Source organism: Mesorhizobium sp. B264B1B, assembly GCF_020165765.1.
Classification (GTDB): Bacteria; Pseudomonadota; Alphaproteobacteria; order Rhizobiales; family Rhizobiaceae; genus Mesorhizobium.
Window position 1 is genome coordinate 41,914 of the sequence record NZ_JAIUIS010000018.1, and the last position, 23,711, is coordinate 65,624.

General features: G+C 64.8%; 26 protein-coding genes. 12 read left to right on the plus strand and 14 right to left on the minus strand.

The window, feature by feature from the left end:
• Nucleotides 1-112: 112 nt before the first annotated feature.
• Entirely contained in the window at nucleotides 113-1,222 is a 1,110-nt protein-coding gene (gene hisC, locus LB547_RS27725; RefSeq protein ID WP_140584036.1) for a histidinol-phosphate transaminase, read from the plus strand.
• A 6-nt stretch (nucleotides 1,223-1,228) separates the two neighbouring features.
• Nucleotides 1,229-2,164, plus strand: coding sequence for a prephenate/arogenate dehydrogenase family protein (locus LB547_RS27730; protein ID WP_181167284.1), 936 nt, complete (start codon nucleotides 1,229-1,231; stop codon nucleotides 2,162-2,164).
• On the opposite strand, the gene LB547_RS27735 is transcribed toward LB547_RS27730, so the two are convergent.
• Complete coding sequence (locus LB547_RS27735; protein ID WP_140625647.1) at nucleotides 2,161-3,090, minus strand: sugar kinase; 930 nt, start codon at nucleotides 3,088-3,090, stop codon at nucleotides 2,161-2,163. The two genes, LB547_RS27730 and LB547_RS27735, sit on opposite strands and share 4 nt — an antisense overlap.
• 9 nt (nucleotides 3,091-3,099) lie before the next feature.
• Nucleotides 3,100-4,098 carry a DUF2125 domain-containing protein gene (locus tag LB547_RS27740; protein ID WP_140763182.1) on the minus strand — a complete coding sequence of 333 codons (999 nt, stop codon included), beginning with the start codon at nucleotides 4,096-4,098 and terminating at the stop codon, nucleotides 3,100-3,102.
• A 137-nt stretch (nucleotides 4,099-4,235) separates the two neighbouring features.
• On the opposite strand from LB547_RS27740, the gene LB547_RS27745 reads away from it, so the two are divergent.
• The 3 genes from LB547_RS27745 (at nucleotide 4,236) to LB547_RS27755 (ending at nucleotide 6,536) form a co-directional block, all read left to right on the plus strand.
• Nucleotides 4,236-4,757, plus strand: a complete 522-nt coding sequence (locus LB547_RS27745; protein ID WP_140500781.1) for a gamma-glutamylcyclotransferase — start codon at nucleotides 4,236-4,238, stop codon at nucleotides 4,755-4,757.
• A gap of 118 nt (nucleotides 4,758-4,875) precedes the next feature.
• Complete coding sequence (locus LB547_RS27750; protein WP_140763185.1) at nucleotides 4,876-5,823, plus strand: aldo/keto reductase; 948 nt, start codon at nucleotides 4,876-4,878, stop codon at nucleotides 5,821-5,823.
• A gap of 86 nt (nucleotides 5,824-5,909) precedes the next feature.
• The gene (locus LB547_RS27755; protein WP_140500783.1) at nucleotides 5,910-6,536 is read left to right on the plus strand and encodes a LysE family translocator; all 627 of its coding nucleotides are present in this window, start codon (nucleotides 5,910-5,912) and stop codon (nucleotides 6,534-6,536) included.
• Nucleotides 6,537-6,576: 40 nt separating this feature from the next.
• Here LB547_RS27755 and LB547_RS27760 read toward each other — a convergent pair whose 3' ends face one another.
• Nucleotides 6,577-7,365 carry a lysophospholipid acyltransferase family protein gene (locus tag LB547_RS27760; protein ID WP_140525420.1) on the minus strand — a complete coding sequence of 263 codons (789 nt, stop codon included), beginning with the start codon at nucleotides 7,363-7,365 and terminating at the stop codon, nucleotides 6,577-6,579.
• A gap of 121 nt (nucleotides 7,366-7,486) precedes the next feature.
• The gene (locus tag LB547_RS27765) at nucleotides 7,487-8,389 is read right to left on the minus strand and encodes a LysR family transcriptional regulator (RefSeq protein WP_140560174.1); all 903 of its coding nucleotides are present in this window, start codon (nucleotides 8,387-8,389) and stop codon (nucleotides 7,487-7,489) included.
• Nucleotides 8,390-8,501: 112 nt separating this feature from the next.
• On the opposite strand from LB547_RS27765, the gene LB547_RS27770 reads away from it, so the two are divergent.
• Both LB547_RS27770 and LB547_RS27775 read left to right on the plus strand, forming a co-directional pair.
• On the plus strand, nucleotides 8,502-8,972 hold the full coding sequence (locus LB547_RS27770) for a DUF1348 family protein (RefSeq protein ID WP_140500786.1): 471 nt from the start codon (nucleotides 8,502-8,504) through the stop codon (nucleotides 8,970-8,972).
• A 25-nt stretch (nucleotides 8,973-8,997) separates the two neighbouring features.
• Nucleotides 8,998-9,630, plus strand: a complete 633-nt coding sequence (locus LB547_RS27775) for a pyridoxamine 5'-phosphate oxidase family protein (RefSeq protein WP_140560175.1) — start codon at nucleotides 8,998-9,000, stop codon at nucleotides 9,628-9,630.
• 9 nt (nucleotides 9,631-9,639) lie between these two features.
• Here LB547_RS27775 and LB547_RS27780 read toward each other — a convergent pair whose 3' ends face one another.
• The 3 genes from LB547_RS27780 to ftsE all read right to left on the minus strand — a co-directional run bounded on the left by LB547_RS27780 (nucleotide 9,640) and on the right by ftsE (nucleotide 12,091).
• On the minus strand, nucleotides 9,640-10,353 hold the full coding sequence (locus LB547_RS27780; RefSeq protein ID WP_140763188.1) for a YdcF family protein: 714 nt from the start codon (nucleotides 10,351-10,353) through the stop codon (nucleotides 9,640-9,642).
• A gap of 99 nt (nucleotides 10,354-10,452) precedes the next feature.
• Nucleotides 10,453-11,439, minus strand: coding sequence for a cell division protein FtsX (locus LB547_RS27785; protein WP_140500789.1), 987 nt, complete (start codon nucleotides 11,437-11,439; stop codon nucleotides 10,453-10,455).
• A complete protein-coding gene (gene ftsE, locus LB547_RS27790; RefSeq protein WP_027023302.1) occupies nucleotides 11,432-12,091 on the minus strand; it encodes a cell division ATP-binding protein FtsE in 660 nt (219 codons plus the stop codon). The genes LB547_RS27785 and ftsE overlap by 8 nt, the downstream gene beginning before the upstream one ends.
• Before the next feature lie 301 nt (nucleotides 12,092-12,392).
• Here ftsE and LB547_RS27795 point away from each other — a divergent pair, with 301 nt between their 5' ends.
• The 3 genes from LB547_RS27795 to LB547_RS27805 all read left to right on the plus strand — a co-directional run bounded on the left by LB547_RS27795 (nucleotide 12,393) and on the right by LB547_RS27805 (nucleotide 14,147).
• Entirely contained in the window at nucleotides 12,393-13,034 is a 642-nt protein-coding gene (locus LB547_RS27795; RefSeq protein WP_140500790.1) for a hypothetical protein, read from the plus strand.
• Nucleotides 13,035-13,123: 89 nt separating this feature from the next.
• Nucleotides 13,124-13,666 (plus strand): hypoxanthine phosphoribosyltransferase, encoded by a 543-nt coding sequence (gene hpt / locus LB547_RS27800; protein WP_023677924.1) that lies wholly within the window; start codon nucleotides 13,124-13,126, stop codon nucleotides 13,664-13,666.
• Between the two features lie 109 nt (nucleotides 13,667-13,775).
• Entirely contained in the window at nucleotides 13,776-14,147 is a 372-nt protein-coding gene (locus tag LB547_RS27805; protein WP_181165388.1) for a response regulator, read from the plus strand.
• On the opposite strand, the gene LB547_RS27810 is transcribed toward LB547_RS27805, so the two are convergent.
• Nucleotides 14,148-15,089: a DMT family transporter gene (locus LB547_RS27810; protein ID WP_181165387.1), complete on the minus strand. Its 942-nt coding sequence runs from the start codon at nucleotides 15,087-15,089 to the stop codon at nucleotides 14,148-14,150. It lies immediately after the preceding gene.
• A 222-nt stretch (nucleotides 15,090-15,311) separates the two neighbouring features.
• On the opposite strand from LB547_RS27810, the gene LB547_RS27815 reads away from it, so the two are divergent.
• Nucleotides 15,312-16,193: a LysR family transcriptional regulator gene (locus LB547_RS27815; RefSeq protein ID WP_140500792.1), complete on the plus strand. Its 882-nt coding sequence runs from the start codon at nucleotides 15,312-15,314 to the stop codon at nucleotides 16,191-16,193.
• Here the strand turns inward: LB547_RS27815 and LB547_RS27820 are convergent.
• The 3 genes from LB547_RS27820 to LB547_RS27830 all read right to left on the minus strand — a co-directional run bounded on the left by LB547_RS27820 (nucleotide 16,172) and on the right by LB547_RS27830 (nucleotide 20,239).
• The gene (locus tag LB547_RS27820) at nucleotides 16,172-16,543 is read right to left on the minus strand and encodes a glyoxalase superfamily protein (protein WP_140500793.1); all 372 of its coding nucleotides are present in this window, start codon (nucleotides 16,541-16,543) and stop codon (nucleotides 16,172-16,174) included. The two genes, LB547_RS27815 and LB547_RS27820, sit on opposite strands and share 22 nt — an antisense overlap.
• Before the next feature lie 41 nt (nucleotides 16,544-16,584).
• Nucleotides 16,585-19,179, minus strand: a complete 2,595-nt coding sequence (locus tag LB547_RS27825; protein ID WP_140763191.1) for a TIGR02302 family protein — start codon at nucleotides 19,177-19,179, stop codon at nucleotides 16,585-16,587.
• Nucleotides 19,180-19,297: 118 nt separating this feature from the next.
• On the minus strand, nucleotides 19,298-20,239 hold the full coding sequence (locus tag LB547_RS27830) for a threonine/serine dehydratase (protein WP_140763194.1): 942 nt from the start codon (nucleotides 20,237-20,239) through the stop codon (nucleotides 19,298-19,300).
• Between the two features lie 50 nt (nucleotides 20,240-20,289).
• Between LB547_RS27830 and LB547_RS27835 the strand changes: the two genes are divergently transcribed.
• Nucleotides 20,290-20,592, plus strand: coding sequence for an ArsR/SmtB family transcription factor (locus LB547_RS27835; protein WP_140513877.1), 303 nt, complete (start codon nucleotides 20,290-20,292; stop codon nucleotides 20,590-20,592).
• 22 nt (nucleotides 20,593-20,614) lie between these two features.
• Here LB547_RS27835 and lysA read toward each other — a convergent pair whose 3' ends face one another.
• The 3 genes from lysA to argH form a co-directional block, all read right to left on the minus strand.
• Nucleotides 20,615-21,883 carry a diaminopimelate decarboxylase gene (lysA, locus tag LB547_RS27840; protein WP_140650947.1) on the minus strand — a complete coding sequence of 423 codons (1,269 nt, stop codon included), beginning with the start codon at nucleotides 21,881-21,883 and terminating at the stop codon, nucleotides 20,615-20,617.
• 68 nt (nucleotides 21,884-21,951) lie between these two features.
• Nucleotides 21,952-22,158: a lipoprotein gene (locus tag LB547_RS27845; RefSeq protein ID WP_140500798.1), complete on the minus strand. Its 207-nt coding sequence runs from the start codon at nucleotides 22,156-22,158 to the stop codon at nucleotides 21,952-21,954.
• A 140-nt stretch (nucleotides 22,159-22,298) separates the two neighbouring features.
• The gene (gene argH, locus LB547_RS27850) at nucleotides 22,299-23,699 is read right to left on the minus strand and encodes an argininosuccinate lyase (protein WP_140513875.1); all 1,401 of its coding nucleotides are present in this window, start codon (nucleotides 23,697-23,699) and stop codon (nucleotides 22,299-22,301) included.
• Nucleotides 23,700-23,711 lie beyond the last annotated feature (12 nt).

Genomic DNA, 23,711 nt, shown 5'->3' on the forward strand with positions numbered 1-23,711 from the left:
TCGCCGTCAATGCCGCCTGCTGGCACCACTGCCACCTCTCGACATTGCCGGCCATGGCTTGTATTTCCGCAGCGGCTTCCAGGACGGAAGCGTTCTCGACGGATTTTGCGATATGAGCCAGACCCCGGACAAGGCACGTCCAACCCCGCGCGCGGGCATCATGGACATCCAGGCCTATGTGCCGGGCAAGAGCTCGGCCCCCGCCGGGGTGGACAAGGTCCACAAGCTGTCGTCGAACGAGAACCCGCTCGGCCCCTCGCCGAAGGCAATCGAGGCCGCGCGCGAGGTCGCCGCGAAGCTCGACGTCTATCCCGACGGCACCGCCCGGCGCCTGCGCGAAGCAATCGCCGAGGTGCATGGTCTGAACGCACAGAACATCATCTGTTCCAACGGCTCCGACGAGATCCTCGGCCTGCTGGCGCAGACTTATCTCGCGCCCGGCGACGAGGCCATATTCACCGAACACGCCTTCATGGTCTACAAGATCTACATCCAGTCGGCGGGTGCGACGCCTGTCGCGGTCAAGGAGACCCAGGAGCGCGCCGACATCGATGCGATCCTGGCGGCTGTCACGCCACGTACGAAGATCGTGTTCCTCGCCAATCCCAACAATCCAACCGGCACTTACGTGCCGTTCCAGGAGGTGCGCCGCCTGCATGCCGGCCTGCCGAAGAACGTGCTTCTGGTGCTCGATGCCGCCTATGCCGAATATGTCAGGCGCAACGACTATGAGGCCGGCATCGAGCTCGCGGGCAGCTCTCAGAACGTGGTCATGACCCGCACCTTCTCCAAGATCGGACTTGGCGGGGCGCGGATCGGATGGATGTATGGGCCGATGCACATCGTCGACGCGATCAACCGCATACGCGGTCCCTTCAACGTCAATGCGACGGCGATCGAGGCCGGCATCGCCGCCGTCCGCGACCGCGCCCATATCGAGCGTAGCGTCGCGCATAACGAGACCTGGCTGGCCTGGCTGAGCGAACAGATGACCGGGCTCGGGTTGCGGGTGACGCCGAGCGTCGGCAATTTCCTCCTCATTCATTTTCCTGACGACGGCAAGCATTCGGCCGCGGCGGCGGACGATTATCTCACCCAGCGCGGCTACATACTGCGGCGTGTTTCGGGCTATGGCTTTCCCAACGCACTGCGTATGACGGTCGGCACCGAAGAGGCCAATCGCGGCGTTGTCGCGGCACTCACGACATTCCTGAAAAGCTAGAACGCCATGGCATCACCGATGTTCGAAAAGATCGCGCTGGTCGGCATCGGCCTGATTGGCTCGTCGCTGGCCCGCGTCATCCGCCGCGAGGGCCTGGCCGGCCATGTCGCCATCTCGACGCGCAGCGCCGCGACGCTGGCGCGGGCGCAAGAGCTTGGGCTGGGCTCCTCCTACGCCATAGATGCCAAGGAAGCGGTCCGCGATGCCGACCTGGTTATCGTCTCGGTGCCGGTCGGCTCGTCCGGCGCGGTGGCGCAAGAGATCGCGCCGGCGCTGAAGAGGGGCGCCATCGTCACCGATGTCGGCTCGACCAAGGCTTCCGTGATCGCACAGATGCAGCCGCATATACCCGGTGGGGTGCATTTCATTCCCGGCCATCCGCTGGCCGGCACGGAGAAATCTGGGCCCGATGCCGGTTTCGCCGATCTGTTCGACAACCGCTGGTGCATTTTCACCCCGCTGCCGGACACGGATCCGGACGCGCTGGAAAGGCTTTCCGAATTCTGGCGCCGTTGTGGCGCCAACATCGACACGATGGATCCGCAGCATCACGACATGACGCTGGCCATCGTCTCGCATTTGCCGCACATCATCGCCTACAACATCGTCGGCACCGCCGATGACCTGGAATCGGTGACCAAGACGGAAGTCATCAAATATTCCGCTTCCGGTTTCCGCGACTTCACGCGCCTCGCCGCCTCCGATCCGACCATGTGGCGGGACGTGTGCCTGCACAACAAGGACGCGATCCTGGAAATGCTGGCGCGGTTCTCGGAGGATCTGGCTTTTCTGCAGCGGGCGATCCGCTGGGGCGACGGCGACAAGCTGTTCGACCTGTTCACCCGCACCCGCGCCGTGCGACGCTCGATCATCGAGGCCGGCCAGGACATCGACGTGCCGGATTTCGGTCGCCAGGCGGTCGAGCATCCGGCGAAAAACTAGGCTCCTTCAGGCCAGGTCGCCGCCATCATCGCCAGTGTCTCGGCACGATCGGGCGCGCCCAGCCTGCCGCCGAAGCGCTGGCATTTGAGCGCTGCGGCCGCGCTGGCAAAGCGTAGCGCCTGCTCGATCGGCATGGCTTGCGCCAATCCGGCTGCGAATGCGCCATGAAAGACGTCGCCGGCTGCCAGCGTATCCACCACCTTGACCTTTGGCGCAGCGACGTGGCGTACGCAACCGGCCTGCCTGTCATGCCACCAGGTTCCAGCCCCGCCGGCGGTTACCGCGACGAAAGCGTCGGTGCGCGACGCAAGGTCGGCGCATGCGGCCTGCGGGTCCAGCGCCTGGCCGCAGACGATGCGCGCCGCCGGTTCGGAGGCGACGATGTGCGAGGCGAGCGGCAACAGCCGCTCCAGCACTGCCAATGGCGCGGTGTCGGCATCGAGGATCCCAGGGCGGCGGGCAGCGCGCGCAGCGCTGAGCGCCAGCGCCGCAGCACCCGGCCAGCGCACATCGACCAGCACGGCATCGAAAGCCGTGAGATCGGCGACCGGCAAGCCGTCGGGATCGGCCTGAGCGCGCTGATCGTAGAAAGGCACGATGATGCGTTCGCCATGGCCGTCGACAAGGATCGCGGCCAGCGCCGAGGACGCTCCGGGGACGCGACGGACGAGGCTGCAATCGACGCCCTCCGCCTCGATGCCCGATATCAGCTGGTTGCCGACCTGATCATCGCCGGCGCTCGCCCAAAGCCACACTTCGGCGCCCAGCCGGCGTGCGGCGCAGGCGGCACTCGTGGCCATGCCGGAAGCGATCTGGACGCCATCGGCGGCCATGAACTTGCCCTGATGGATGGGCAGCGCTTCGACGCGAAGAATGGTGTCGAGCGTCAGCGCGCCGACGCTCAGGAGTTTTGCCGGTCTGTCCATTGGGGATGCTTAGTCGACCGGCTTGATCTTGCCCAGCGGGATAAAGCCGAGCGAGGCCTTGCCCTTGACCACCTTGAGCGGCATCGACGGTTCGTTGCCGAGCAGCGCCAGGGCGGCAAAGCCTTGTTCGATCTGGTTCTTCTGTTCGGGTATGGCGGCCCCGAGAATGGCGGCCACGGCTTTCGGGTCTTTCAGCCTGATCATCAGATCGGCATCGACCAGGCCCTCGGCGTCGACCGACAGCGGCCCGGAAACGGTGACGTGCGCCGTGCCCGACGACAAATCGAGCCTGCGGATCTCGACGGCCTGGCCGCGCAGGCTTTTCAGTTGCGTGCCGATCAGGGCCAGGCCGTTCTTCAGCGTCGCCTCGCCACTGGCGTCGAGCGGCGGCAGGACGCGGCCCCCGATCGCATCGGGGTCGATCTCCAGATCGCCGAAGCTGCCGATATAGTCGATATCCCTGCCGTTCGGCTGCAGCTGGCCCGCCGCCTTGCCGGCGCTGAACAGTTGCACCGGATCGGTGTCGTCGGCCGGATCGGTCTGGCCGGACAGGCCCTCGGCCGTGAGCGAAATGCGTCGCGGCAGCGGCCATGAGAGCTTGACGTTGGCCTTAAGATCATCCCAGTCGATCCACAGCGGCACCATGCCCGGAACCGAGGTCCTGAGCGGACCGCGCAGGTCCGCGACCGGCGACAGCGGCTGGATGATCTGGGCGACGGCGTTGAAGGAGCCGGCAGAGGCGGCAAGGTTCTTGGCGTCGTCCTCATAAGCAAGATTGTCGCAGGAGACGGCGAAGCTCAGGGGATAACCGCTGACCTGGAGATTGGCGCAGCCGGCCTCGATGCCACTCTTGTTGAGCGTGGCGACCGCCTTGTCGGCTTCGCTCCGGACCCTGTCGGCGAGATAGAACCAGCCGCCGCTGTAGATGGCGAACAGCGCGATGACAAACGCTGCAAGCCAGAACAGGCGGCGGCGATGCTTCGGCTGGCGTTCGTCAGTGGACGTCATGCTGCGGTTCTCGTTCACGCATGGGGGCTGTGGGCGGGCTGTCGATTCTGGCAACGACAATAGGTAGACAGAGATGGACGGAAAAAACACCGATTCCGGTGTGGTGTTGCCATTCTTACGCAATCAGGCACGGCGATATGGGCGATTTTTGGGTGTTTGGCTATGGTTCGTTGATATGGCGGCCGGGGTTCGCGCATGTCGAGACAAGGCGGGCGCGCCTGCATGGCTATCGTCGCGCGCTGTGCGTCTATTCCTTCGTGCATCGCGGCACGCGGGAACGTCCGGGGCTGGTGCTCGGCCTTGACCGCGGGGGTTCCTGCGTCGGGCTGGCTTTCCGGGTGCCGGGCGAGTTGCGGGACGAGGTCATCGCCTATCTGCGTGAGCGCGAGCTGGTCACCAATGTCTATCTCGAGCGCATGCTCAATGTCCGCCTTGACGGCGGCGGCACGGTCGAGGCCGTGGCCTATATCGTCGACCGCAATCATGAGCAGTATGCCGGTGCGCTCGATGCGGCCCACGCCGCTGATGTGGTGCGCGGCGCTGTCGGCCAATCCGGCAACAATGAGGACTATGTGTCGAGCACGCTGGACCATCTCCGGGCGCTCGGCATCCGCGATCACTGGTTGGAAGACGTGGCCAGGCGGATCGCGCCTTTGTGAAGCGCTGGCTTGCGGAAAAATCCGGCGAGGTCTTTGACCTCGATGCGGCGAGACCTAGGTTAGGCTCCGACTCTCAACGGGCGATAGCCGCCCAATCCCACCAACACGGAGATCAGCCTTGCAGAAACGCCGTCTCGGTCGCACCGACCTTTCCATCGCGCCGCTGGTTCTGGGCGGCAATGTCTTCGGCTGGACCGCCGACGAGAAGACGTCGTTCGACCTGCTCGACCGCTTCGTCGGCGACGGCCTGAACGCGGTCGACACAGCGGACGCCTATTCGCGCTGGGTGCCCGGCCACGAGGGCGGTGAATCGGAAACCATCATCGGCAAATGGATGAAGGACCGCGGCAACCGCGATAAGGTCGTGGTGATCACCAAAGTGGGCTCAGACATGGGGCAGGGCCACAAGGACCTGTCCGCCGCTTACATCGAAAAGGCCGTCGATGCATCGCTGAAGCGGCTTCAGACCGAGTTCATCGATCTTTATCTGTCGCACTGGCCGGATCCAACCACGCCCTATGAGGAAACCCTCGGCGCCTATGAAAAGCTCCTCGCCAAGGGCAAGATCCGTTATGCCGGCTGCTCGAATCTCGACGCCGGCCAGTTGCGCGCCGCGCTCGACGTGGCAAGCCTGCGCAGCCTGCCGCGCTATGAAGTGCTGCAGCCGGAATACAATCTCTACGACCGCTCGTCGTTCGATGGCCCGCTGCGCGATCTCTGCATGGCGGAGGACATCGGCGTGATCACCTATTTCAGCCTGGCCAAGGGTTTCTTGAGCGGCAAATACCGCAGCGAGGCCGATCTCGGTCAAAGCCCGCGCGGCGGCGGCGTGAAAGATTACCTCAATGCGCGCGGTATGCGCATCCTCGCGGCACTCGACGCGGTGTCCGCCAGGCATTCGGCCAAACAGGCGGAAGTGGCGCTTGCCTGGGTCATTGCCCGGCCGGGCGTCACCGCGCCTATCGCCAGCGCCACCAAGCCTGAACAGATGGACAGCCTGATCAAGGCGGTGTCGCTGGAGCTGAGCGCCGACGACATGGCCGAGCTCGACAAGGCGAGCGGCTGAGCCGTCAGCAGCGCGCACGATCGTCCAAGACGGTCGCCCCGACCTTGCCATACCGTCATTGACGCTTGGCAAGACAGGAGGCGCGGATGGCAGGCCCGCTTTTTTCGCAGCCGGATATGTGGCGTCAGCTCGTTGCGCTGATGCTTGCCGCCACGGCCGTCATGGGCAGCCCGGGACCGGCGACGATAAGCGTCACCGCCGTCGGCGCGGCGTTCGGCCTTCGCCGTTCCCTGAGCTACGCCTTGGGGGTCATCCTGGGCACGATCACCGTGCTTCTGGTCGTGGCAAGCGGGGTGAGCGCCATGCTTGCCGCGATGCCGCGGCTCGCGCCGCTGCTTGTCGCGGCGTCGGCTGCCTATATCCTCCATCTCGCGTTCAAGATTGCCAGCGCGCCGCCCCTGGCGGCGGATGCCGGCGAGGCCGCGCGACCGACATTCACCGGCGGGTTCCTGCTGGCGGTGGCCAACCCGAAGGCTTATGTGGCCATCGCCGCGGTGTTCGCCGGCGCGTCCGCGGATTCGGGCGCCGGCGCCATCGGCACCGGGCCGAAGCTGACCGCTCTCGCATTCATGATCGTCGCCATCCATGCCGTGTGGCTGCTTGCGGGCGCTGCTTTCGCGCGCTTTCTTCGCAGGCCGGTGGCTTCGCGCATCATCAATCTGGTCTTTGCCGCGACGCTGGTGCTGACGACCGCACTGGCTGTGTTCGCTTGAACGTTGCGCGAGCCGCCATCGGCGCGCCGAAGGCCGCACTTCAGGCTTTGGCGCCGAGTTCGCGCAGCCGCTTGACCGCCGTCGGCGGCAAGGCGGGCGGATTGGGTGCACGGGACGCGTCGATGAGGAACTGGTCGCAGGCGGTTTCGGTTTCGCCGATCAGCCGCCGCATGAATTCCTCCTTGTCCAGGCCCGGCGGGATCGGCGGCAGGAAGCGCGCCTTGATGGTGCCGGGATAGCGCAGGAACTTGCGGCGCGGCCAATAGAGGCCGGCAACATGGGCGACCGGCACCACGGGAATGCCGAGCTGCGCATAGATTTCGACGATGCCGTATTTGTAGGCGGGTTCGTCGCCGGGCGCGCGGCGGGTGCCTTCGGGATAGATGATGAGCTGCCGCGGGTTGCGCGCGATTTCTTCCTTGGTCGCCGCAACCACCGCCTTCAGCGCCTTGGAGCGGCTGCCGCGGTCGACCGGGATCATGCGCATTTTCAGGATGTACCAGCCGAAGAACGGAATCCAGGTCAGCTCGCGCTTCAGAATGTAGAGTGGATCCTGGAGATAGGGGAAGAAGGCGATCGCGTCCCAGAAGGACTGGTGCTTGGGCGCCAGGATGAAGGAACCTTCGGGCAGATTTTCCACCCCGGTGATGTCGCTCTTGGTCCCGGCGATCTTGTCGTAGAGCCACATCGAGGTGCGCGACCAGAACTTCGGCACGAACCAGGCGCGATGGCGCGGCGACAGGAAATAATAGGGAGTCCAGAGGATCATCTGGACGATCAGATTGATGTAGAAGACGAAGTTGAACGCCAGCGATCGGACTTGGAGCATTGGGGAGGCCCGGTAAGGAGGTGTGCGTTGGTTACACCAAGCGGGCGCAAAAAGGAAATGGCCGAAGATGCCCCCGAACGGCGCCGAAAGACATTTCGGCTTCGCCCACGGCCCAGCCGCGCTACATCAGCCGCGCCAGCCTTTCTTTCAGGCGCGGGGCGGCGAAGTCAAGAAATGCGCGCAGCTTGACCGGCAGCAAGCCGTGGCCTGCGTGCACCAGGCTTACCGGCCAGGGTTCCGGTTCGAACTCCCGCAGCAGCACGCGCAGCGCGCCTGACCGCACCGCCGCGTCGACCTGGTAGGACAGCACCCTCGTCAGCCCGACGCCGGCGAGCGCGGCATCGATCGCAGCTTCGGCGGTGTTGACCTGAAGCCGCGAGCGGACCCGAATCGGCATCTCGGCCTTCCCGACGGTGAAGCTCCATGTCGAGAGCGCGCCCGGCCCTTCGAAGGTAATGCAGCTGTGGGACTCGAGGTCCGCAAGCGCCGTCGGGGCGCCGCGTTCGGCCAGATAGCCGGGGCTCGCGCAAACGACACGGCGGATCGTACCGATCCGCATGGCGACAAAACTGGAGTTGGGAAGCCGGCCGATGCGGATGGCGAGGTCGAAATGGTCCTCGACCAACTGGGTTATGCGGTCGGCCAGCGTCAGGCGGATGTCTACGTCGGGATAGGCGGCGAGGAAGCCGGTCACGACCGGCAGCACATGCAGGCGGCCGAAGACGACCGGCGCGGTGATGGCCAGTTCGCCCGTCGGGGCGCTGTATTCGCCGGCCGCCATGCGCTCGGCCTCGCCGACCTCGCCCAGGATGCGGCGGCAGGCGGGAAGATACGCCTGGCCCGCATCGGTCAGCGTCAGCCGGCGTGTCGAGCGGTTCAGAAGGCGGGTCTTGAGATGTCGTTCCAGGTCGGAAACCTTGCGGCTGACCGTCGCCAGCGGAATGCGAAAACGGCGCGCGGCTGCAGACAGGCTGCCGGCCTCCGCCGCGGCGACAAAGAGCGACATGGCTTCGAGCCGGTCCATCGATTCTTCCGGAAATTGGAAGGATAGATTACAAATATGGCATCTACATCTGTCTGATGGAAGCCTCCATATTGGCCGTGACGCAGACGACCCGGGTCAAGAAGGAATTGTCATGTCGCAAGAGCGCCCGCCGCTGCCGCCATTCACCGCGGAAACCGCCGCGCAGAAGGCGCGCATGGCCGAGGATGCCTGGAACTCGCGCGATCCAGCCCGTGTCGCGCTTGCCTATACGGTAGACAGCCGCTGGCGCAATCGCGCCGAGTTCCTGCAAGGCCGCGATGCCATCCAGGCTTTCCTGACGCGCAAATGGAGCCGGGAACTCGACTACCGGCTGATCAAGGAGGTCTGGGCTTTCCATGGCAACCGTATCGCGGTGCGTTTCGCCTATGAGTGGCATGACGACAGCGGCTCGTGGTTCCGCAGCTATGGCAACGAGAACTGGGAATTCGACGAACATGGGCTGATGCGGCTGCGCATCGCCAGCATCAACGACCTGCCGATCGGCGCTGCCGACCGTAAATATCACTGGCCGCTCGGCCGACGGCCGGACGACCATCCGTCGCTGTCTGAACTCGGGCTTTAACCTCTCCGGGTAAGAAAGGCTATCGATGGACGCGCATGCTTTTACCAGCGACGTCGCTTTCACGCCGACCGTCAAGGCGATCCAGGCCCGCAAGGGCTCTCGCCAGGCCTATTCCCGGGTCGAGGAACGCGGTGGCTGGCAGTCGGTGATTACATCGGACCTTGCGGCCTTCATCGAGATGCAGACCAGCGTCTTCCTGTCGACGGCCAACGGTGTTGGCCAGCCCTATATCCAGCATCGCGGCGGGCCGGCCGGCTTCCTCAAGGTGCTCGATGAAAAGACGATCGGCTTCGCCGATTTCGCCGGCAACAGACAGTTCATCACCCAGGGCAATCTCGCCGACAATCCGCAGGCCTTCCTGTTCCTCATCGACTATGCCCATCGCCGGCGCGTCAAGATCTGGGGCAGCGCGCGCGTGGTGGAAGGCGACGCCGAGTTGATGGCGAGGCTGATGCCGCGGGATTATGCGGCACGGCCCGAACAGGTCATCCTGTTCACCGTGGCGACCTGGGATGCCAATTGTCCGCAGCACATTCCGCAGCGTTTCGAGGCCGCCGATGTGGCGGCGGCGCTGGCCGAACGGGACAGGCGGATCGAACGGCTCGAACAGGAAGTCGCTCGCCTGCGGCAGGCGCCGGGATCCGTCGTCACCAAATGACGAGCAGGTTCAGCTGCCGGCGACGATCTCGGCCAACGCGATGCCGTCCGGCGTCGGCTTCACCGGAACGATGCCGCGCGCCAATGCGAGCAGATATTTATTGTATTCGGTGAACAGCACGCGCAGCGCCCGCGGCTTGGTCAGCCAGCCGCCATTGTCGAGATTGCTGTTGACCACCGGATAGGGTTCGAGCTTGGCCTTGTGCAGCAGCCGGCCCATTTCCAGCAGGCTGCGCGGCATGTGGTAATTGTTGGTGACGAGGATCACCGTGCCGTAGGCATGGCTCTCGACCCATTTGGCGCTTTCCTCGGCATTGCCGATCGTGTCGAGCGCGGCGCGGTCGATGTCGACGCAGCAGGAAAACAGCCTGATGTCACCGCCGGTCGCGGCCTGAAGCTGACGCCGGCTGGCGGAGGGATGCACACCACTGATCAAAAGCCGCGCGCCCTTGCCGGACGCCAGCAGTTCCATCGCCGCATCGAGGCGCGATTGGCCGCCGGTCAACACGATGATCGCGTCGGCCTTGGCCGGGTTGGCAGGGGTGGTCAGATGGCTGACGGTGTTGGCGAACCAGCCGAAGCCGCCGGCAAACAGGGCGACCAGGGCAAGCAAGGCGAAAGAAGAAACGCGCAGCACGGCCGAAACCCGGCCGCGTCCATGCGGACGCGCCGCCAACGCCGGCATCGGTCCAACGGTACTGGTCGAGTCCCGCACCTCCATCATGACATGGTTAATCCCGAAATGCGGCCTTTGGTAGGTAAAAATCGCAATTTGCGTTACGGCGGTTCTTCATGCGTGATCGATCCTGGTCATTCGACGTCGTCATGCTTCAGGCTGGCGCACGTCGATGTCGCTGAGATAGGCGACGACGGTGGCGTGCGAGGTTGCAGCCGTCAGCGCGCCGATGACCAGCACCATCAGCACGACACCGAGATAGCCGGCCGAGCCGATGGCGAAGTTGCCGAATAGCGCAGTCGCCTGGTCGGCCTGCGGGGTCGCCATGTTGCGCGAGGACCACCAGGAAAAGACGATGAAGACGGCGACCGCGGCGGCTCCGCCGGCGGCCGCGCCCTTCATGCCGGTGATCAGGAAATGGCGACGGAACTCGCGGGCGATGAAACGCGCTTCGGCGCCGACGAAATGCAGCACCTCGATGATGTGGCCGTTGCCGGCCATGGCGCCGCGCGTGGCGAACACCACGGTCAGCACCGTCGCCGAGAGCATCAGCGCCAGCACCGCGATACCGATGGTCACCGTGGTGCGGGCCATGGCCACCAGCCGGTCCACCCAGGTGCGGTGATCGTCAAGCGATGCGCTCGGCAGCTTCGGCGTGATCGCGGCGCGCATGGCGGCGAAATCGGGCGGGTTGCTCTCGTCGATGGTGACGATGATCAGCCGCGGCACCGGCAGTTCGTCGATGTTGAGGCCCGAACCCAGCCACGGCTCCAGCAATCTGGCGGTGGCGTCGCGGTCGATGATCCTGGTCGCCTTCACGCCGGGGAATTCGCCGGCGATCTGCGAGGCCTGGGCAAGGGCTGCCTCCATGTCGAGGCCGTCGACCGGCTTGATCTGGATCGTCGCCTCGCGCGAGATCTGGTTTTCCCAGACCGAGGCGGTGTCGCGCACCAGGGTAACCGCGCCGAAGGTCAGGCAGGACAGGAAGGTCATGATGGCGATGACCAGCACCAGGGCGCGGCCGGCGATGTTCTGCGCCGGCACGATGGGCGCCATCTTGCGCTGGACGCGCGGCCTTGGCGCGGCCGCTTCGTCGGCCTGTGCGTCGAGGTGTTCGGCGGAAAGCTCAGTCATAGATATCAAGCCTCCCGCCGGCCAGGATCATGCGGCGCGCATCGACCTGCTCCATCAGGCCGAGATCGTGGGTCGCGATCACCACGGCGGTGCCCAGGCGGTTGAGTTCGATGAAAAGCCTGAGCAGGCGTCGCGCCAGCGGCGGATCGACATTGCCGGTCGGCTCGTCGGCCAGCAGGATCTCCGGCTGCTCGATCAGGGCGCGGGCGATCGCGGCCCGCTGCTTCTCGCCGCCCGACAGGACCGGCGGCAGCACATGCATGCGTTCGCCGAGCCCGACCCATTTCAACAGCTCGGTGACGTCGGTGCGATAGCTCGCTTCCTCGCGCCCGCGCACGCGCAAGGGCAACGCGACATTCTCATAGGTGGTCATGTGGTCGAGCAGGCGGAAATCCTGGAACACCACGCCGATACGGCGCCTGAGATGCGGCAGTTCGGCGCGCGAGATGCGGGAGCGGTCCTTGCCGAAGATGGTGATCAGCCCACGCGTCGGCTTCAGCGACATGAAGAGAAGCCGCAGCAACGTCGTCTTGCCGGCGCCCGAAGGCCCGCTCAGGAACTGGAACGAGCGCTCCGGTATGTGCAGGGAAATGTCGCGGAGGATTTCCGGACCCATGCCATAGCGGAGGCCGACATTTTCGAAGCGAATCACTTTCGGCGACCTGAAATTCCTAGAGCGTGATGCCGAAAAGTGTGAGGCGGTTTTCGGGCGACATCATGCTCTATCACTCTAATTCGGAGGCGGATTCAGATTTCAGGTCGATTTGACCTGAAATCGGAATCCGTCGGCGGCAAGCCGGCCTGTTCTGGGAAAAGACCATCGGCCGGCATGGTTAACCGGCGGTTAATTAGCGGGTTGTTTCGGCTCGTCACAAGGGCTCCGGTGGGGAAGCGTTAACCATTTGCCTTTACGCAAAAGAAACGAAAAGCGAACGTGCTGCAATGCTGGGGCCATGATGGCTGAGGATCGAACCGCGCGCCCGGTTTCCGGCGAAATCATGACCGACCCGCCGGCAAATGCCGCGCCGGAGCGTATCCTGCGCGCTGGCGCGGCGGATATCGTCGATGCCGACTATGTGGTGGTGCCGCGGGCCATGCCCCATGCCGAAGCCATTTCACCGCGGCGCGTGATGTCCATGCCATCCCTCGAAGGCATGGACATGCTGCGCAAGCCCGAGCCGCCGCCGGTGCGGCCGCCGGCGCCGCGCGGCGGTCCGATCTTCTGGATCGCCGGTGTCGGCGCCGCCTTTGCCGTCTTCTGGATCTCCGGCGGGCATGCACTGGTGCGCCAGGCGCCACCCGCCGCGGGCGGACCGGCCTCGGCGTTGAGCATTTCAGGGGTGACGTCACGCGTGGACGCGTCTGGGGCGAACCCCGTGCTGTTCGTCGACGGCGAGGCCGCCAATGACGGTGCAAGTCCGGCGACGCTGCCGCCTCTCGAGATCCGCGTCACCGGCAATGATGGGCGCACAACGCGCTATACTTTGGGGACATCCAGCCGCTCATTGGCGCCAAGTGAAAGATTCGGCTTTGCCAGCCGGCTCGACGTCCCTAGAAACGGCGTAAGGACGGTGTCGGTCACCTTCGCGGAATAGCATGTGCGACAGGTGAGGCCGGCCCGCAAACGGCTGATGTCAGCGCTTCCGGTGCGCGAAGGCCTTTGAAAATCTTGAAGGGACGAAGAATGCCAGTTGTGCGCGGCAAGGACATCGAGGTCCTGTTTTCGGCGTCGGCCATCGCCCGACGCAATCTCGAACTCGCCAAGGAGATCGCCGGGCACGACTATCACGATCTTCTGGTGATCTCGGTGCTGAAGGGCTCGTTCATCTTCGCCGCAGACCTTATCCGCGCCATGCATGATGTCGGCCTGTCGCCGGAGGTCGAGTTCATCTTCATCTCCAGCTACGGCGCCGGCACCACAAGCGGCGAGGTGAGGGTGCTGCGCGACATCGACAACGAGGTCGCCGGCCGCGACGTGCTTCTGATCGACGACATTCTGGAGTCGGGCAAGACGCTGAGCTTCACCCGCGACCTGATGCTGTCACGCGGCGCCAGAAGCTGCGCCATCGCGGTGCTGCTCGACAAGCGCATGCGTCGCCAGACCACCCTCAATGCCGATTATGTCGGCTTCGACTGCCCCGACTATTTCGTCGTCGGCTACGGCATGGATGTCGCGCACGCCTTTCGCGAACTGCCGTTCGTCGGCGTCGTCAAAGGCGATGCGTGAGGCAGCGGCAAATACTGAAAAAGGCCTTAACGGCTTCAAGAAAATAACCCATGCCGGAGCGCCGGGCCCTTCAGAAAAAGTCAACGTTTGCTCGCCAAACATGCCGGCCATGGCAAAGCTTCTGATCGTTGAGGACGATGAGTCCGTCCGCACCCTCGCAGCCCGGGCGCTCGAACGCGCCGGGCACGCAATCGACATCGCCGCCGACGGCGCGCAAGGGCTGGCGCTGATACGCGCCGCGAAGGGCGCCTATGATCTCGTCGTCTCCGACATCCGCATGCCCGAGATGGACGGCATCGAGATGGCGATTGCAGCTTCGGCATTTTTCCCGTCGATGAAGATACTGCTGATGACCGGCTATGCCGATCAGCGCGAGCGCGCCGAGGAGTTGAACGGCATCATCCTCGACGTCGTGCAGAAGCCGTTCACGCTGGCCGAAATCCGTTCACGCGTCGAACGGGCGCTGAGCATTTTCGCCTGATCAGGCGGGATCGGCAGCGACGAGTACCGGGAGCTTGCGCCGTCCGGTGTTGAGCGCAAGCAGGCCGGCGCCGATGATAAGGGCGGCGCCGATCACGGTCGTCGACCGCGGCACTTCGGCGAAGAACAGAAAACCCCACAGCGGCGACCACAGGATGCCGGTGTATTCGAAGGTGGCGACGCGGTTTGCCGGCGCCATCCGGTAGGCCTGCGACAGCAAGATCATGCCGGCGGAGGCGACGAAGCCGCAGGCGGCCATCTTGAGGAAATCCGGCAGCGTCGGCCACAGCCAGGGCCGCACCAGGAATTCCAGGCTGGGATGGGCGGCATGATTGATGCCGGCAAGCCAGAACAGGCTTGCGACCAGTGCGGCGCCGGCGAGATAGGCACCGTTCTGGTAGAAAGCCATCACGGTCGAAGATTCGGTGTCGCCGATCTTACGCGCCATCAGTTGCGAGAAGCCGTAGAGCACCGCGGAGCCCAGCGACAGCAGCGCCGCCCAGTCGAACAGTCCCGCACCCGGGCGCAGCATCACGACGACGCCAAGCAGCCCGATCAACACGGTCGCCAGCGTCTGCCAGGAGACCCGTTCGCCAAGATAGGGCCCGGCCAGCACCATGATGCAGAGCGGGGCCATGAAATAGAGCGCCACGGCATCGGCCAGGGGCAAGGCGGCGATGGCGAGGTAGTACATGGTGTAGGAGGTGAACTGAATGAAGGCGCGCATGGTCAGCATGCCGAACCGCCGCGACAGGATCGCACGCAGCCCGACATCGGCATGGACGAGCACGATCAGGATCGGCAGGGCGACGACCGCGCGGATGGCCATCACCTCGGTCACGGGGTAGCCGCCCGACACCGCCTTGACCAGCGGGTCCTGCAACGAGAAGACCAACACGCCCAGGCACAGGCTCAGCATGCCGAGCACCATCCGATTGCGCATAAGGATCCCAAGCTCCCGTACCAGGACGCAAGCAAGCTTGCAGCAAGCTAAAAAGAACCCGCCACCGTTTCGGGCAGCGGGCATGAGTGAGGACTGTTGATTGGTCCGTGGCCGAATCCTCAGCCACATATCCAATGGGTGAACCAACTATCATCCCGTGTTTGACATGTTGCAAACGAATTGGAATGATACCAGCAATCAAAATTCCTTATGGCGGACGGGATGCGGCCCACTCTCGACAGCGATCTCCTGCGCACCTTCGTGGCCATTGTCGAAGCAGGCAATTTCACCAAGGCGGCCGAGCAGGCCGGTCGCACCCAATCGGCGGTTTCGATGCAGATGAAGAAGCTCGAAAGCGTCATCGGCGACAGCCTGTTCGAGCGTGGGTCGCGCGGCGTGGCGCTGACGCGGCGCGGCGGCGATCTGATCGTCAATGCCCGCCGCATCGTCTCGCTGCTCGACGAGACGGCAGCGTCGATGGCGGCGGCGCCGCTCGGCGGGCCGGTGCGGATCGGCATTCCGGAGGAATATGGCCATGCCATCCTGTCGCGCGCGCTCGGCGCATTCTCAAAGCGTCACACCAAGGTCGAGGTCACCGTGCGCTATGCCCATTCGGGGGCGCAGATAGCGGCGCTTGCCGCCGGCGAGCTCGATCTTTGCGTGGTGTTCGAATGGCAGGATCCTTCAGGCGGCGAAGTGCTGATGCACGATCCGACGGTGTGGGTGACATCGATCCTGCATAACATGCATGAGGAGCGTCCGGTGCCGATCGCGCTCTACAACCGGGCCGGCTGGTGCAAGGATTTCGCCATCAAATCGCTCGAGCAGCGCGGGCTCGGCTATCGTGTCGCCTACACCAGCGACACGACCGGCGGCCTGAAGCTTGCCGTCACCTCGGGACTGGCGATCGCACCGATTTCGCGCAGCAACATTCCGGACGGCTGCCGCGAGTTGACGTCCGCCGACGGTTTCGGCGACATCGATTCCTCGAATGTGGTGATGCATCGCAACCCGAATGCGTCGGGCGAGGCGATCGACGGCATGCAAGAGGCGATCCGCGAGGCGTTCGTCAACAGGCAGACTCAGCCGGCCGCATCCTCGTAGAAATGCAGCCGGTTGCCGAACGGATCGGCAACCGACACCTCGCGGGTCTTCCACGGCGTCTTTTCCAGGCCCGGCCTGGCGAAACGGTATGCTTTGCCGATCAGCTCGCGATGCAGGGCGGCGATGTCCTCGACCTTGATGCGCATGGCGATGCCGGGCGCGCCGTCGCCATGGTGTTCGCTCAGATGCAGGATGCAGCCGTCACGGCCGACCGCCATGTAAAGCGGCGCGTTGTCGTCAAAGCGGTGCTCCCACAGCACCTGGAAGCCGAGGAAGCCGACGTAAAACTCGTGGGCCTTGGCAATGTCGAAGATGCGCAGGATGGGCGTCACTGTGCCGAGTTTGGGCATGATGTTGCAGCCGCTCCCAGCGGATGCCGCGGCGGCGATCCCTATTTCAGTTCCAGCAGCCGTTCCAGATAGCTGCGCTCGATATCGGGGCTGAGCGCATTGCCGAGCCGCTTGCGGATCGCTTCCAGGATCTGGCGGGCGCGCTGCACGTCGATCTCGTCCGGCACCTTCACCGAATCGCCAAAATCGGGACCCTGGCTGGCACGCGGCCGGCCGAGCGGATCGCGATCGGCGTTCTGCTGGCGACCGCCTTCCTCGCTGCCGCCTTCGTCGCCCTGCATGGCCTGCATCTGCTTCATCATGTCCTTGGCACCCTTGCGCAGCGCCTCCAGAGCGCGGCCCTGGTGGCCAACGGCCTGATCACCTTCACCATCGCCCAGGGCCTGCTCGGCATTGCCCATTGATTTGCCGGCCTCGCCAAAGCCTTCATTGGGCTCCATGCCCATGCCCTCGAGCCCCTTCTTCAACTGCTCAAGGTCGTTCTTCAGCTGGCCCTGGCCTTCCTGCAACTGCTTCAGCGCGTCGGCGAATTCCTGCGGCGTCATCGGCTTTTGCCCGGCGAGCGGATCGCGGTTCTCGCCTGCGCCCGGCTTGTCCTGATCCTCGCCACCGCCTTCGCCGAGCTGTTCATCGCGGTTCTGGCCGCGCTGGCGCTCGCCGCGCTGCATCTGGTCCATGCGGAAGGTATCGTTCATCATCTCCTGCTGGCGCCGCAGGATGTCGCCGAGCTTGTCCATCTGCTGGCGCATCTGGCTGTCCTGCTGGCCACCCTGCTGCTGGCGGCCTGCCTGGAGGTTGTTCATCATGTCCTGCAGCTGCGACAGTAATTGCTGCGCCTTGTCGCGATCGCCGGACTTCGCCAGGTTCTCGATCTGGTCCATCATGCGATCGATGTCGCTCTGGCGCAGTTCCTGGCCGTTCTGCTGCATCTGCGGGGCGTTGGGATTCTGCTTGGCGCGCTCGGCGAATTCCTGCAGGAACTGGTTCATCGCCTCGCGCAGTTCCTTCATCGCCTTTTCGATCTCCGCGTCGCTGGCGCCGTTCTTGATAGCGTCCTGCAAAGCCTGCTGCGCCTGGCGCAGCCGCTTCTCGGCAGCCGAGAGATTGCCCTCCTCGATGCCGAGCGCGATTTCCCAGAGATAGGAGACCTCGTTGCGCAACTGGTCGTCGCTGTCGGCCATCTTCAACCGGCTGCGCGCGCTCATGATGGCGAGGTAGTGGGACATGTTGTCGAACGTGTCCTCGGGCCGCAGCGTGATCGCATCCATCAGGTCGAGCACGCGCGGCTTGGCGTTGGCGTCGAGCGCCAGCAGGCGGCGCTGCTCGATAACGGCTCGCGCCAGCGGATTGGAGAACGGCCGCTCCGGCATCACCAACGTCTTGGTTTCGCTGCTCGCCGTATGCCCGGCATCGTCGGTGGCGACCAGCGTCAGCTTGATCTCGGCGCCAGCCCAGACGTGTTCGGTCAGGTCCTTCGAGGTCCTGGCGGCATTCGCCTTGCCGCCGCGGCGCGGTAGCGTCAGCGGCATGTCAGGCGGACCGTAGAGCGGACGCGCATCGGGAGCCTGCGGATCGGCGAGCGCGAACACGGCCTTGGCGTTGGCGGCGCCATAATCGTCGTCGATCTGGTAGTTGAGCTCGAAAGCGCCGTTGACAGCGCGCTTCGGCTCGCCGACGAAACGGATCTGCGGCGGCTTGTCCGGGATCACCGCGAAGGCCCAACGGCCGAGTTGGTCCTCGCCCGACTTCAGCGTCAGCGTGCCATCGCTCGTCAGCTTGCCGATGAACTGGCGTACTTTGGACTGCGCTGCCGGGCTTGCCGCCGGCTTGGCCGCGGCCGTCTGCGGGTCGGCGGGATCGATGGCGCGGGCATTGCCATTCTTGTCGGCATAGGCAAGCGTCTCCTCGCCCGAGCCGCCGGTGACGCGCAGCGAAACATCACTGCCTTCGGGAACGTGGAAAGCCGGCGCCGCCTGGTTGGCGTCCGCGGTCAGGAAGATCGGCGGCTTGCCGGTATAAACGGGCGGCGTCACCCATGCATCGATGCGCGGCGGCACGGCGTCATGCGCGTCCTGGGCGCGGAACGCGTCGGCTATCCGGCCACCGGTCGGTCCGAAGGAAAAAGCGAAGGCGGTGACCAGCAGAAGCGCCGCCACGGCACGCAACCCCCAGGGATCGCGTTCCGGCACGCGCGTGCGCGGCACGTCGGCGCCGAGGCTGTCGAGCCTGTCGGCCATGCGCTTCTGGTGCTCGCGCCACAGCGCCTGCGAGAAGCTGCTTTCGCGACCACTCGGCCGGTCCGTCTGGGTCTGGACGGGGTGGTGCAGCAAATGGTTGGCCGCCTCGATGCGGCGGTCGATCTCGGCGCCGCCCGGCATGCGGAAAAAGCGTAGCGGGTAGAGCGCGGCCAGTGTCGCGACGCCGAAGGCGGCGACCAGCCCGATGCGCGCGGCATCGGGCAGGCGCGGGAAAAGCCCTAGCCAGGAAATGCTGAGAAACAGGCTGGCGACGACGAGAAGCGGCAGCAGGAGCGGCCAGCCCCGTTCGACCATCATCGACACCCGCGTCGCCAGCCGGCTGAGCGCCAGGCGCCCGGCGAGACCGCGATCGCTGCTGAAGATCGGTCGTTCCGTCATCGGCCCTTCCACGGGAGCGGGCGGGATGGCCCGAACCTCACGACTCGAAGAATACCCAGCAAACGCGGCGAAGGCGAGGCAGTTCCTGAAAAACGTGAAGGAGAGAAAGGCGCAGCGATCAGAATTTCGCCGGGTTTGCGTTCGCGCCGCAGACCAGGACGGCGAGCCGTTCGCCGGGTGCCGGCGCATAGCGGCCGGACAGGATGGCGCCGAACGCCGCGGCGCCACCGGGTTCCGAGATGATCCGCACCCGGTCCCACAGCGCCTTCTGGGCGACGACGATGTCGTCGTCGCTGACCAGGATGGAGCGTTCCACGAAGGCCTCGGCGATCGGGAACATCATCTCGCCGACGCGTTTGGGCGCCAGGGAATCGGCGGCGATGCCCTCGGCCGGCGCATCGACCGGATGGCCGGCCTCGAGGGCGCGATAGAGTGTCGGCGCGCCCTCGGGTTCTACGGCGACGATGCGGATGCGGCCGGCGAACCAGGCGGCGATGCCGCCGATCAGGCCGCCGCCGCCGACGGCGACCAGCAAAGTGTCGATCTGAGGCAGGTCGTTCTCGATTTCCAGCCCGAGCGTGCCTTGCCCGATAAGCGTTTCCTCCTGGTTGAAAGCGTGGACCTGTAAGGCGCCGGTTTGCTCGGCGAAACGTTCGCTGGCGGCCAGCGCCTCGGCATAGCGGGCGCCGCCGACGACCAGCTCGGCGCCGTAGCTGCGAATGCGCTCCAGCTTGGCCGGCGGGCTCACCTCCGGAACGAAGATGGTCGCCCTGTGGCCGAGGCGCATGGCGGCATACGCCACCGCCGCGCCATGATTGCCGCCCGAGGCGGCGACGACACCGGCCCCGGGGACCTGCCGCTCGAGAAGATTGGTGAACGCGCCGCGCGCCTTGAACGAACCGGAATGCTGCAGGCATTCGAGTTTGAGATCGACCGCCAGCGGCGGCCGGTCGAAGTCGGCCATGTCGACGCGCAGCACCGGCGTGTGGCGCACATAGCGACGGATGCGCGGTTCCATCGCGGCGATGCGTTCGCGCGTTATGGTGCTGCCGTTGGTCATGGCCATCTCCTTGGGATTGACAGCAATTAGTAACTTGGCAAAATAGCTAAATGCAAGAGGTTGATGTGTTCAAGGCGATCGCCAACGAACGAAGGCTGCGGATCCTCGACTGGCTGAAGGATCCGCGCGCGCATTTCCCGGCCCAGGCGGATGGCGATCTGGTCGAGGACGGCGTCTGTGCACTGCTGATCGCCGAAAAGCTCGGCATTACCCAGGCGACGCTCAGCGAGCACATGCGTGTGCTCACGCAGGCAGGGCTGTTACGGGCCAAGCGCATCAAGCAATGGACATTCTATCGCCGCGACGAGGACAGGATCGCCGAGACAAGAGCGCTCATCCAGAACCGGCTATAGCTAGGACCGCCTTCGGCGGCTTCTATGCAAGCCAGTCGGGGATCGAATCCAGCCCGATCAGTTCGTCATAGGTCTGGCGCGGGCGCACGACGTGGAAACGATCGCCGTCGACCAGCACTTCCGGCACCAGCAGGCGGGTGTTGTAGGTGCCCGCCTGTACCGCGCCATAGGCGCCGGCGGTGGCGATGGCGATCAGGTCGCCGGACTTGAGCCTTGGCAGGTCGCGGTCGAGGCCGAGATAGTCGCCGGTCTCGCAGACCGGGCCGACGATATCGACCGTCATGCGCGGCGCGTCGGCGGGCGGCAGCACCACCGGTCTTATGTCGTGGAAAGCGTCGTAGAGCGTCGGCCGGATCAGGTCGTTCATGGCGGCGTCGACGACGAGGAAATTCTTGGCATCGCCTTCTTTGGCGAAGATCACTTGCGAGACGAGGATACCGGCATTGCCAACGATCAGCCGGCCCGGCTCGAACATCACCTTCAAGCCAAGCTTGGTGACGTGCTTGCGGACGATCTGCGCGTAGGCGTCGGGGAGCGGTGGCGGGTTGTTGTCGACGCGGTAGGGAATGCCGAGACCGCCGCCGAGATCGACATGCTCGATGGCATGGCCGTCGGCGCGCAGCGCGCCGACCAGTTCCACCAAAAGCGCGAAGGCATCGTCGAAGGGTTGCAGCTCGGTGATCTGGCTGCCGATATGGGTGTCGATGCCGGTGACCTTGATGCCCGGCAATTCAGCCGCGCGCGCATAGACCTGACGCGCCTTCTGCCATGGAATGCCGAACTTGTTCTCGGCTTTGCCTGTCGAGATCTTCTTGTGCGTCCTGGCGTCGACATCCGGATTGATGCGCAGCGAGACCGGCGCCACCTTGCCCAGGGCAACGGCGCGCGACGAGAGCAGTTCGAGTTCGGGCTCGGATTCGACGTTGAAGCACAGGATGCCGGCTGCCAGCGCAAAGTCCATCTCACGCGCGGTCTTGCCGACGCCGGAGAACAGGATCTTGCTGGCCGGGATGCCGGCTGCCAGCGCGCGCCGCAACTCGCCTTCCGACACCACGTCGGCTCCGGCGCCGAGCCTGGCCAGGGTTTTGAGCACCGCCTGATTGGAATTCGCCTTCATGGCGTAGCAGACCAGTGCATCGAGCCCGGCAAATGCCTGGACGAAGACGTGGTAGTGCCTGGTCAGCGTGGCCGTCGAATAGCAGTAGAATGGCGTGCCGACGGTTGCGGCGATGTCCGATATCGCCACGTCCTCGGCATGAAGCACGCCGTCGCGGTAGTCGAAATGGTTCACGAGAGTGGTTCCGAAAAGTTGGAGCAGGGTAGGAGCGGGTTTAGCACTCTAAACCGCTCTGACCGGCTCTAGAGCAGCGGGTCGAGAATGAACTTCTTGTCCGCGACCGGTTTTTCCGGTTCCGGCGGCACGGGTTGGTGTGCCTTCTCGGCGTCCTTGCGCGCCTGCACGGCCGCCTCGTAAGGCGTGTCGAGACCGGACCTTCTGCCGCAAGCCGTAACGGCGGCAACCGCCGCAAGCAGCGTCAGTGTCACCAAAATCCTGCTTCCGGTCATCGATCCATCCGTCCGAAACTTTTTTCCGCCGCTGCTTTTAGCCGAGTTCTCGGCGCATTGCACCCTGGATATTGCCGTTGCAATATCGTGGATATTGGCGGTTGCAATATCCGGGATATGGCTGGCCGCAATGTCCGGCATCACGCCTTGGCCAGCCGCTTTTTCCAGTAGCGGATCTGCTTCCTGACTTCCGACGGTGCGGTGCCGCCGAAGGAGGTGCGGCTCTTCACAGAGTTCTGCACGGCCAGCACCGAAAAAATGTCCTTCGTGATGCCGGGGTGGATCGACTGCAAGTCTTCCAGCGCAAGCTTCTCCAGGCTCAGCTTCTTCTCTTCGGCCAGCGCCACCGCCCGTCCCGTGACATGATGCGCTTCCCGGAACGGCAGGCCGAGCGTGCGCACCAGCCAGTCGGCAAGGTCGGTCGCGGTTGCGTGGCCGGAGCCGGCAGCCTTCTTCATCGCCGCCGCGTTCACCGTCATATCGGAGACCATGCCGGTCATCGCCGCCAGCATCAGGTCGAGCGTCTCGGCGGCATCGAACACCGATTCCTTGTCTTCCTGCATGTCCTTGCCATAGGTCAAAGGCATGCCCTTCATCACCGTCAGCAGGCCGACCAGATGGCCGGTGACGCGCCCGGTCTTGCCGCGCACCAGTTCGGCGGCGTCGGGGTTCTTCTTCTGCGGCATGATCGAGGAGCCGGTGGAGAAGCTGTCCGACAGCCTGATGAAGCCGAATTGCGGCGTTGACCAGATGATGATTTCTTCCGCCAGCCGCGACAGATGCGTGGCGCATATGGCCGCCAGTCCCAGGAATTCCAGCGCGAAATCGCGGTCCGAGACGCTGTCCAGCGAATTGCGCATGGGCTCGCGGAAGCCGAGCGCACTGGCGGTCTGGTGGCGGTCGATCGGAAAGCTGGTGCCGGCAAGGGCTGCTGCACCGAGCGGGCTCTCGTCCATGCGTTCGATGGCGTCGCGCACCCGCGACAGGTCGCGCGAAAACATCTCGACATAGGCCATGCAGTGGTGGCCGAATGTCACCGGCTGCGCCGCCTGCATATGGGTGAAGCCCGGCATCACCGTCGCGGCGTGCTGCTCGGCCCGCTCCAGCAACGCACTGATGAGACCCTTCAAGGCCTCGGCGACGCGAAAGCACTCGTCCTTGACCCAGAGCCGGAGGTCCACTGCAACCTGGTCGTTGCGAGAGCGGGCCGTGTGCAGCCGGCCGGCGGCCGGACCGATCAGCTCGGCGAGGCGGGCCTCGACGTTCATGTGGATGTCTTCCAGCCTGGTCGAGAATTCAAACGTGCCCGCCTCGATCTCTTTCAGGATCGTGTTCAGGCCGTGAGCGATTTTCTCTTGATCGGCCGCCGAAATAATGCCCGTTTGCGCCAGCATCGCGCTATGGGCGATCGAACCTCTGATGTCCTGCGCATAGAGTTTGCGGTCGAACGAGATCGACGCGTTGATTGCTTCCATGATCGCGGCCGGACCCGAGGCAAATCGTCCGCCCCACATCTGGTTGCTGGTCTTCTTGTCGCTCATGGCTATAAAACC

Bases quoted from the DNA above. Each gene is read 5' to 3' on its own strand.
- hisC (WP_140584036.1), top strand. From the start codon at position 113: ATGAGCCAGACCCCGGACAAGGCACGTCCAACCCCGCGCGCGGGCATC.
- LB547_RS27730 (WP_181167284.1), top strand. From the start codon at position 1,229: ATGGCATCACCGATGTTCGAAAAGATCGCGCTGGTCGGCATCGGCCTG.
- LB547_RS27735 (WP_140625647.1), bottom strand. From the start codon at position 3,090: ATGGACAGACCGGCAAAACTCCTGAGCGTCGGCGCGCTGACGCTCGAC.
- LB547_RS27740 (WP_140763182.1), bottom strand. From the start codon at position 4,098: ATGACGTCCACTGACGAACGCCAGCCGAAGCATCGCCGCCGCCTGTTC.
- LB547_RS27745 (WP_140500781.1), top strand. From the start codon at position 4,236: ATGGGCGATTTTTGGGTGTTTGGCTATGGTTCGTTGATATGGCGGCCG.
- LB547_RS27755 (WP_140500783.1), top strand. From the start codon at position 5,910: ATGGCAGGCCCGCTTTTTTCGCAGCCGGATATGTGGCGTCAGCTCGTT.
- LB547_RS27760 (WP_140525420.1), bottom strand. From the start codon at position 7,365: ATGCTCCAAGTCCGATCGCTGGCGTTCAACTTCGTCTTCTACATCAAT.
- LB547_RS27765 (WP_140560174.1), bottom strand. From the start codon at position 8,389: ATGGACCGGCTCGAAGCCATGTCGCTCTTTGTCGCCGCGGCGGAGGCC.
- LB547_RS27770 (WP_140500786.1), top strand. From the start codon at position 8,502: ATGTCGCAAGAGCGCCCGCCGCTGCCGCCATTCACCGCGGAAACCGCC.
- LB547_RS27775 (WP_140560175.1), top strand. From the start codon at position 8,998: ATGGACGCGCATGCTTTTACCAGCGACGTCGCTTTCACGCCGACCGTC.
- LB547_RS27780 (WP_140763188.1), bottom strand. From the start codon at position 10,353: ATGATGGAGGTGCGGGACTCGACCAGTACCGTTGGACCGATGCCGGCG.
- LB547_RS27785 (WP_140500789.1), bottom strand. From the start codon at position 11,439: ATGACTGAGCTTTCCGCCGAACACCTCGACGCACAGGCCGACGAAGCG.
- LB547_RS27795 (WP_140500790.1), top strand. From the start codon at position 12,393: ATGATGGCTGAGGATCGAACCGCGCGCCCGGTTTCCGGCGAAATCATG.
- hpt (WP_023677924.1), top strand. From the start codon at position 13,124: ATGCCAGTTGTGCGCGGCAAGGACATCGAGGTCCTGTTTTCGGCGTCG.
- LB547_RS27805 (WP_181165388.1), top strand. From the start codon at position 13,776: ATGGCAAAGCTTCTGATCGTTGAGGACGATGAGTCCGTCCGCACCCTC.
- LB547_RS27810 (WP_181165387.1), bottom strand. From the start codon at position 15,089: ATGCGCAATCGGATGGTGCTCGGCATGCTGAGCCTGTGCCTGGGCGTG.
- LB547_RS27815 (WP_140500792.1), top strand. From the start codon at position 15,312: ATGCGGCCCACTCTCGACAGCGATCTCCTGCGCACCTTCGTGGCCATT.
- LB547_RS27820 (WP_140500793.1), bottom strand. From the start codon at position 16,543: ATGCCCAAACTCGGCACAGTGACGCCCATCCTGCGCATCTTCGACATT.
- LB547_RS27825 (WP_140763191.1), bottom strand. From the start codon at position 19,179: ATGACGGAACGACCGATCTTCAGCAGCGATCGCGGTCTCGCCGGGCGC.
- LB547_RS27830 (WP_140763194.1), bottom strand. From the start codon at position 20,239: ATGACCAACGGCAGCACCATAACGCGCGAACGCATCGCCGCGATGGAA.
- LB547_RS27835 (WP_140513877.1), top strand. From the start codon at position 20,290: ATGCAAGAGGTTGATGTGTTCAAGGCGATCGCCAACGAACGAAGGCTG.
- LB547_RS27845 (WP_140500798.1), bottom strand. From the start codon at position 22,158: ATGACCGGAAGCAGGATTTTGGTGACACTGACGCTGCTTGCGGCGGTT.
- argH (WP_140513875.1), bottom strand. From the start codon at position 23,699: ATGAGCGACAAGAAGACCAGCAACCAGATGTGGGGCGGACGATTTGCC.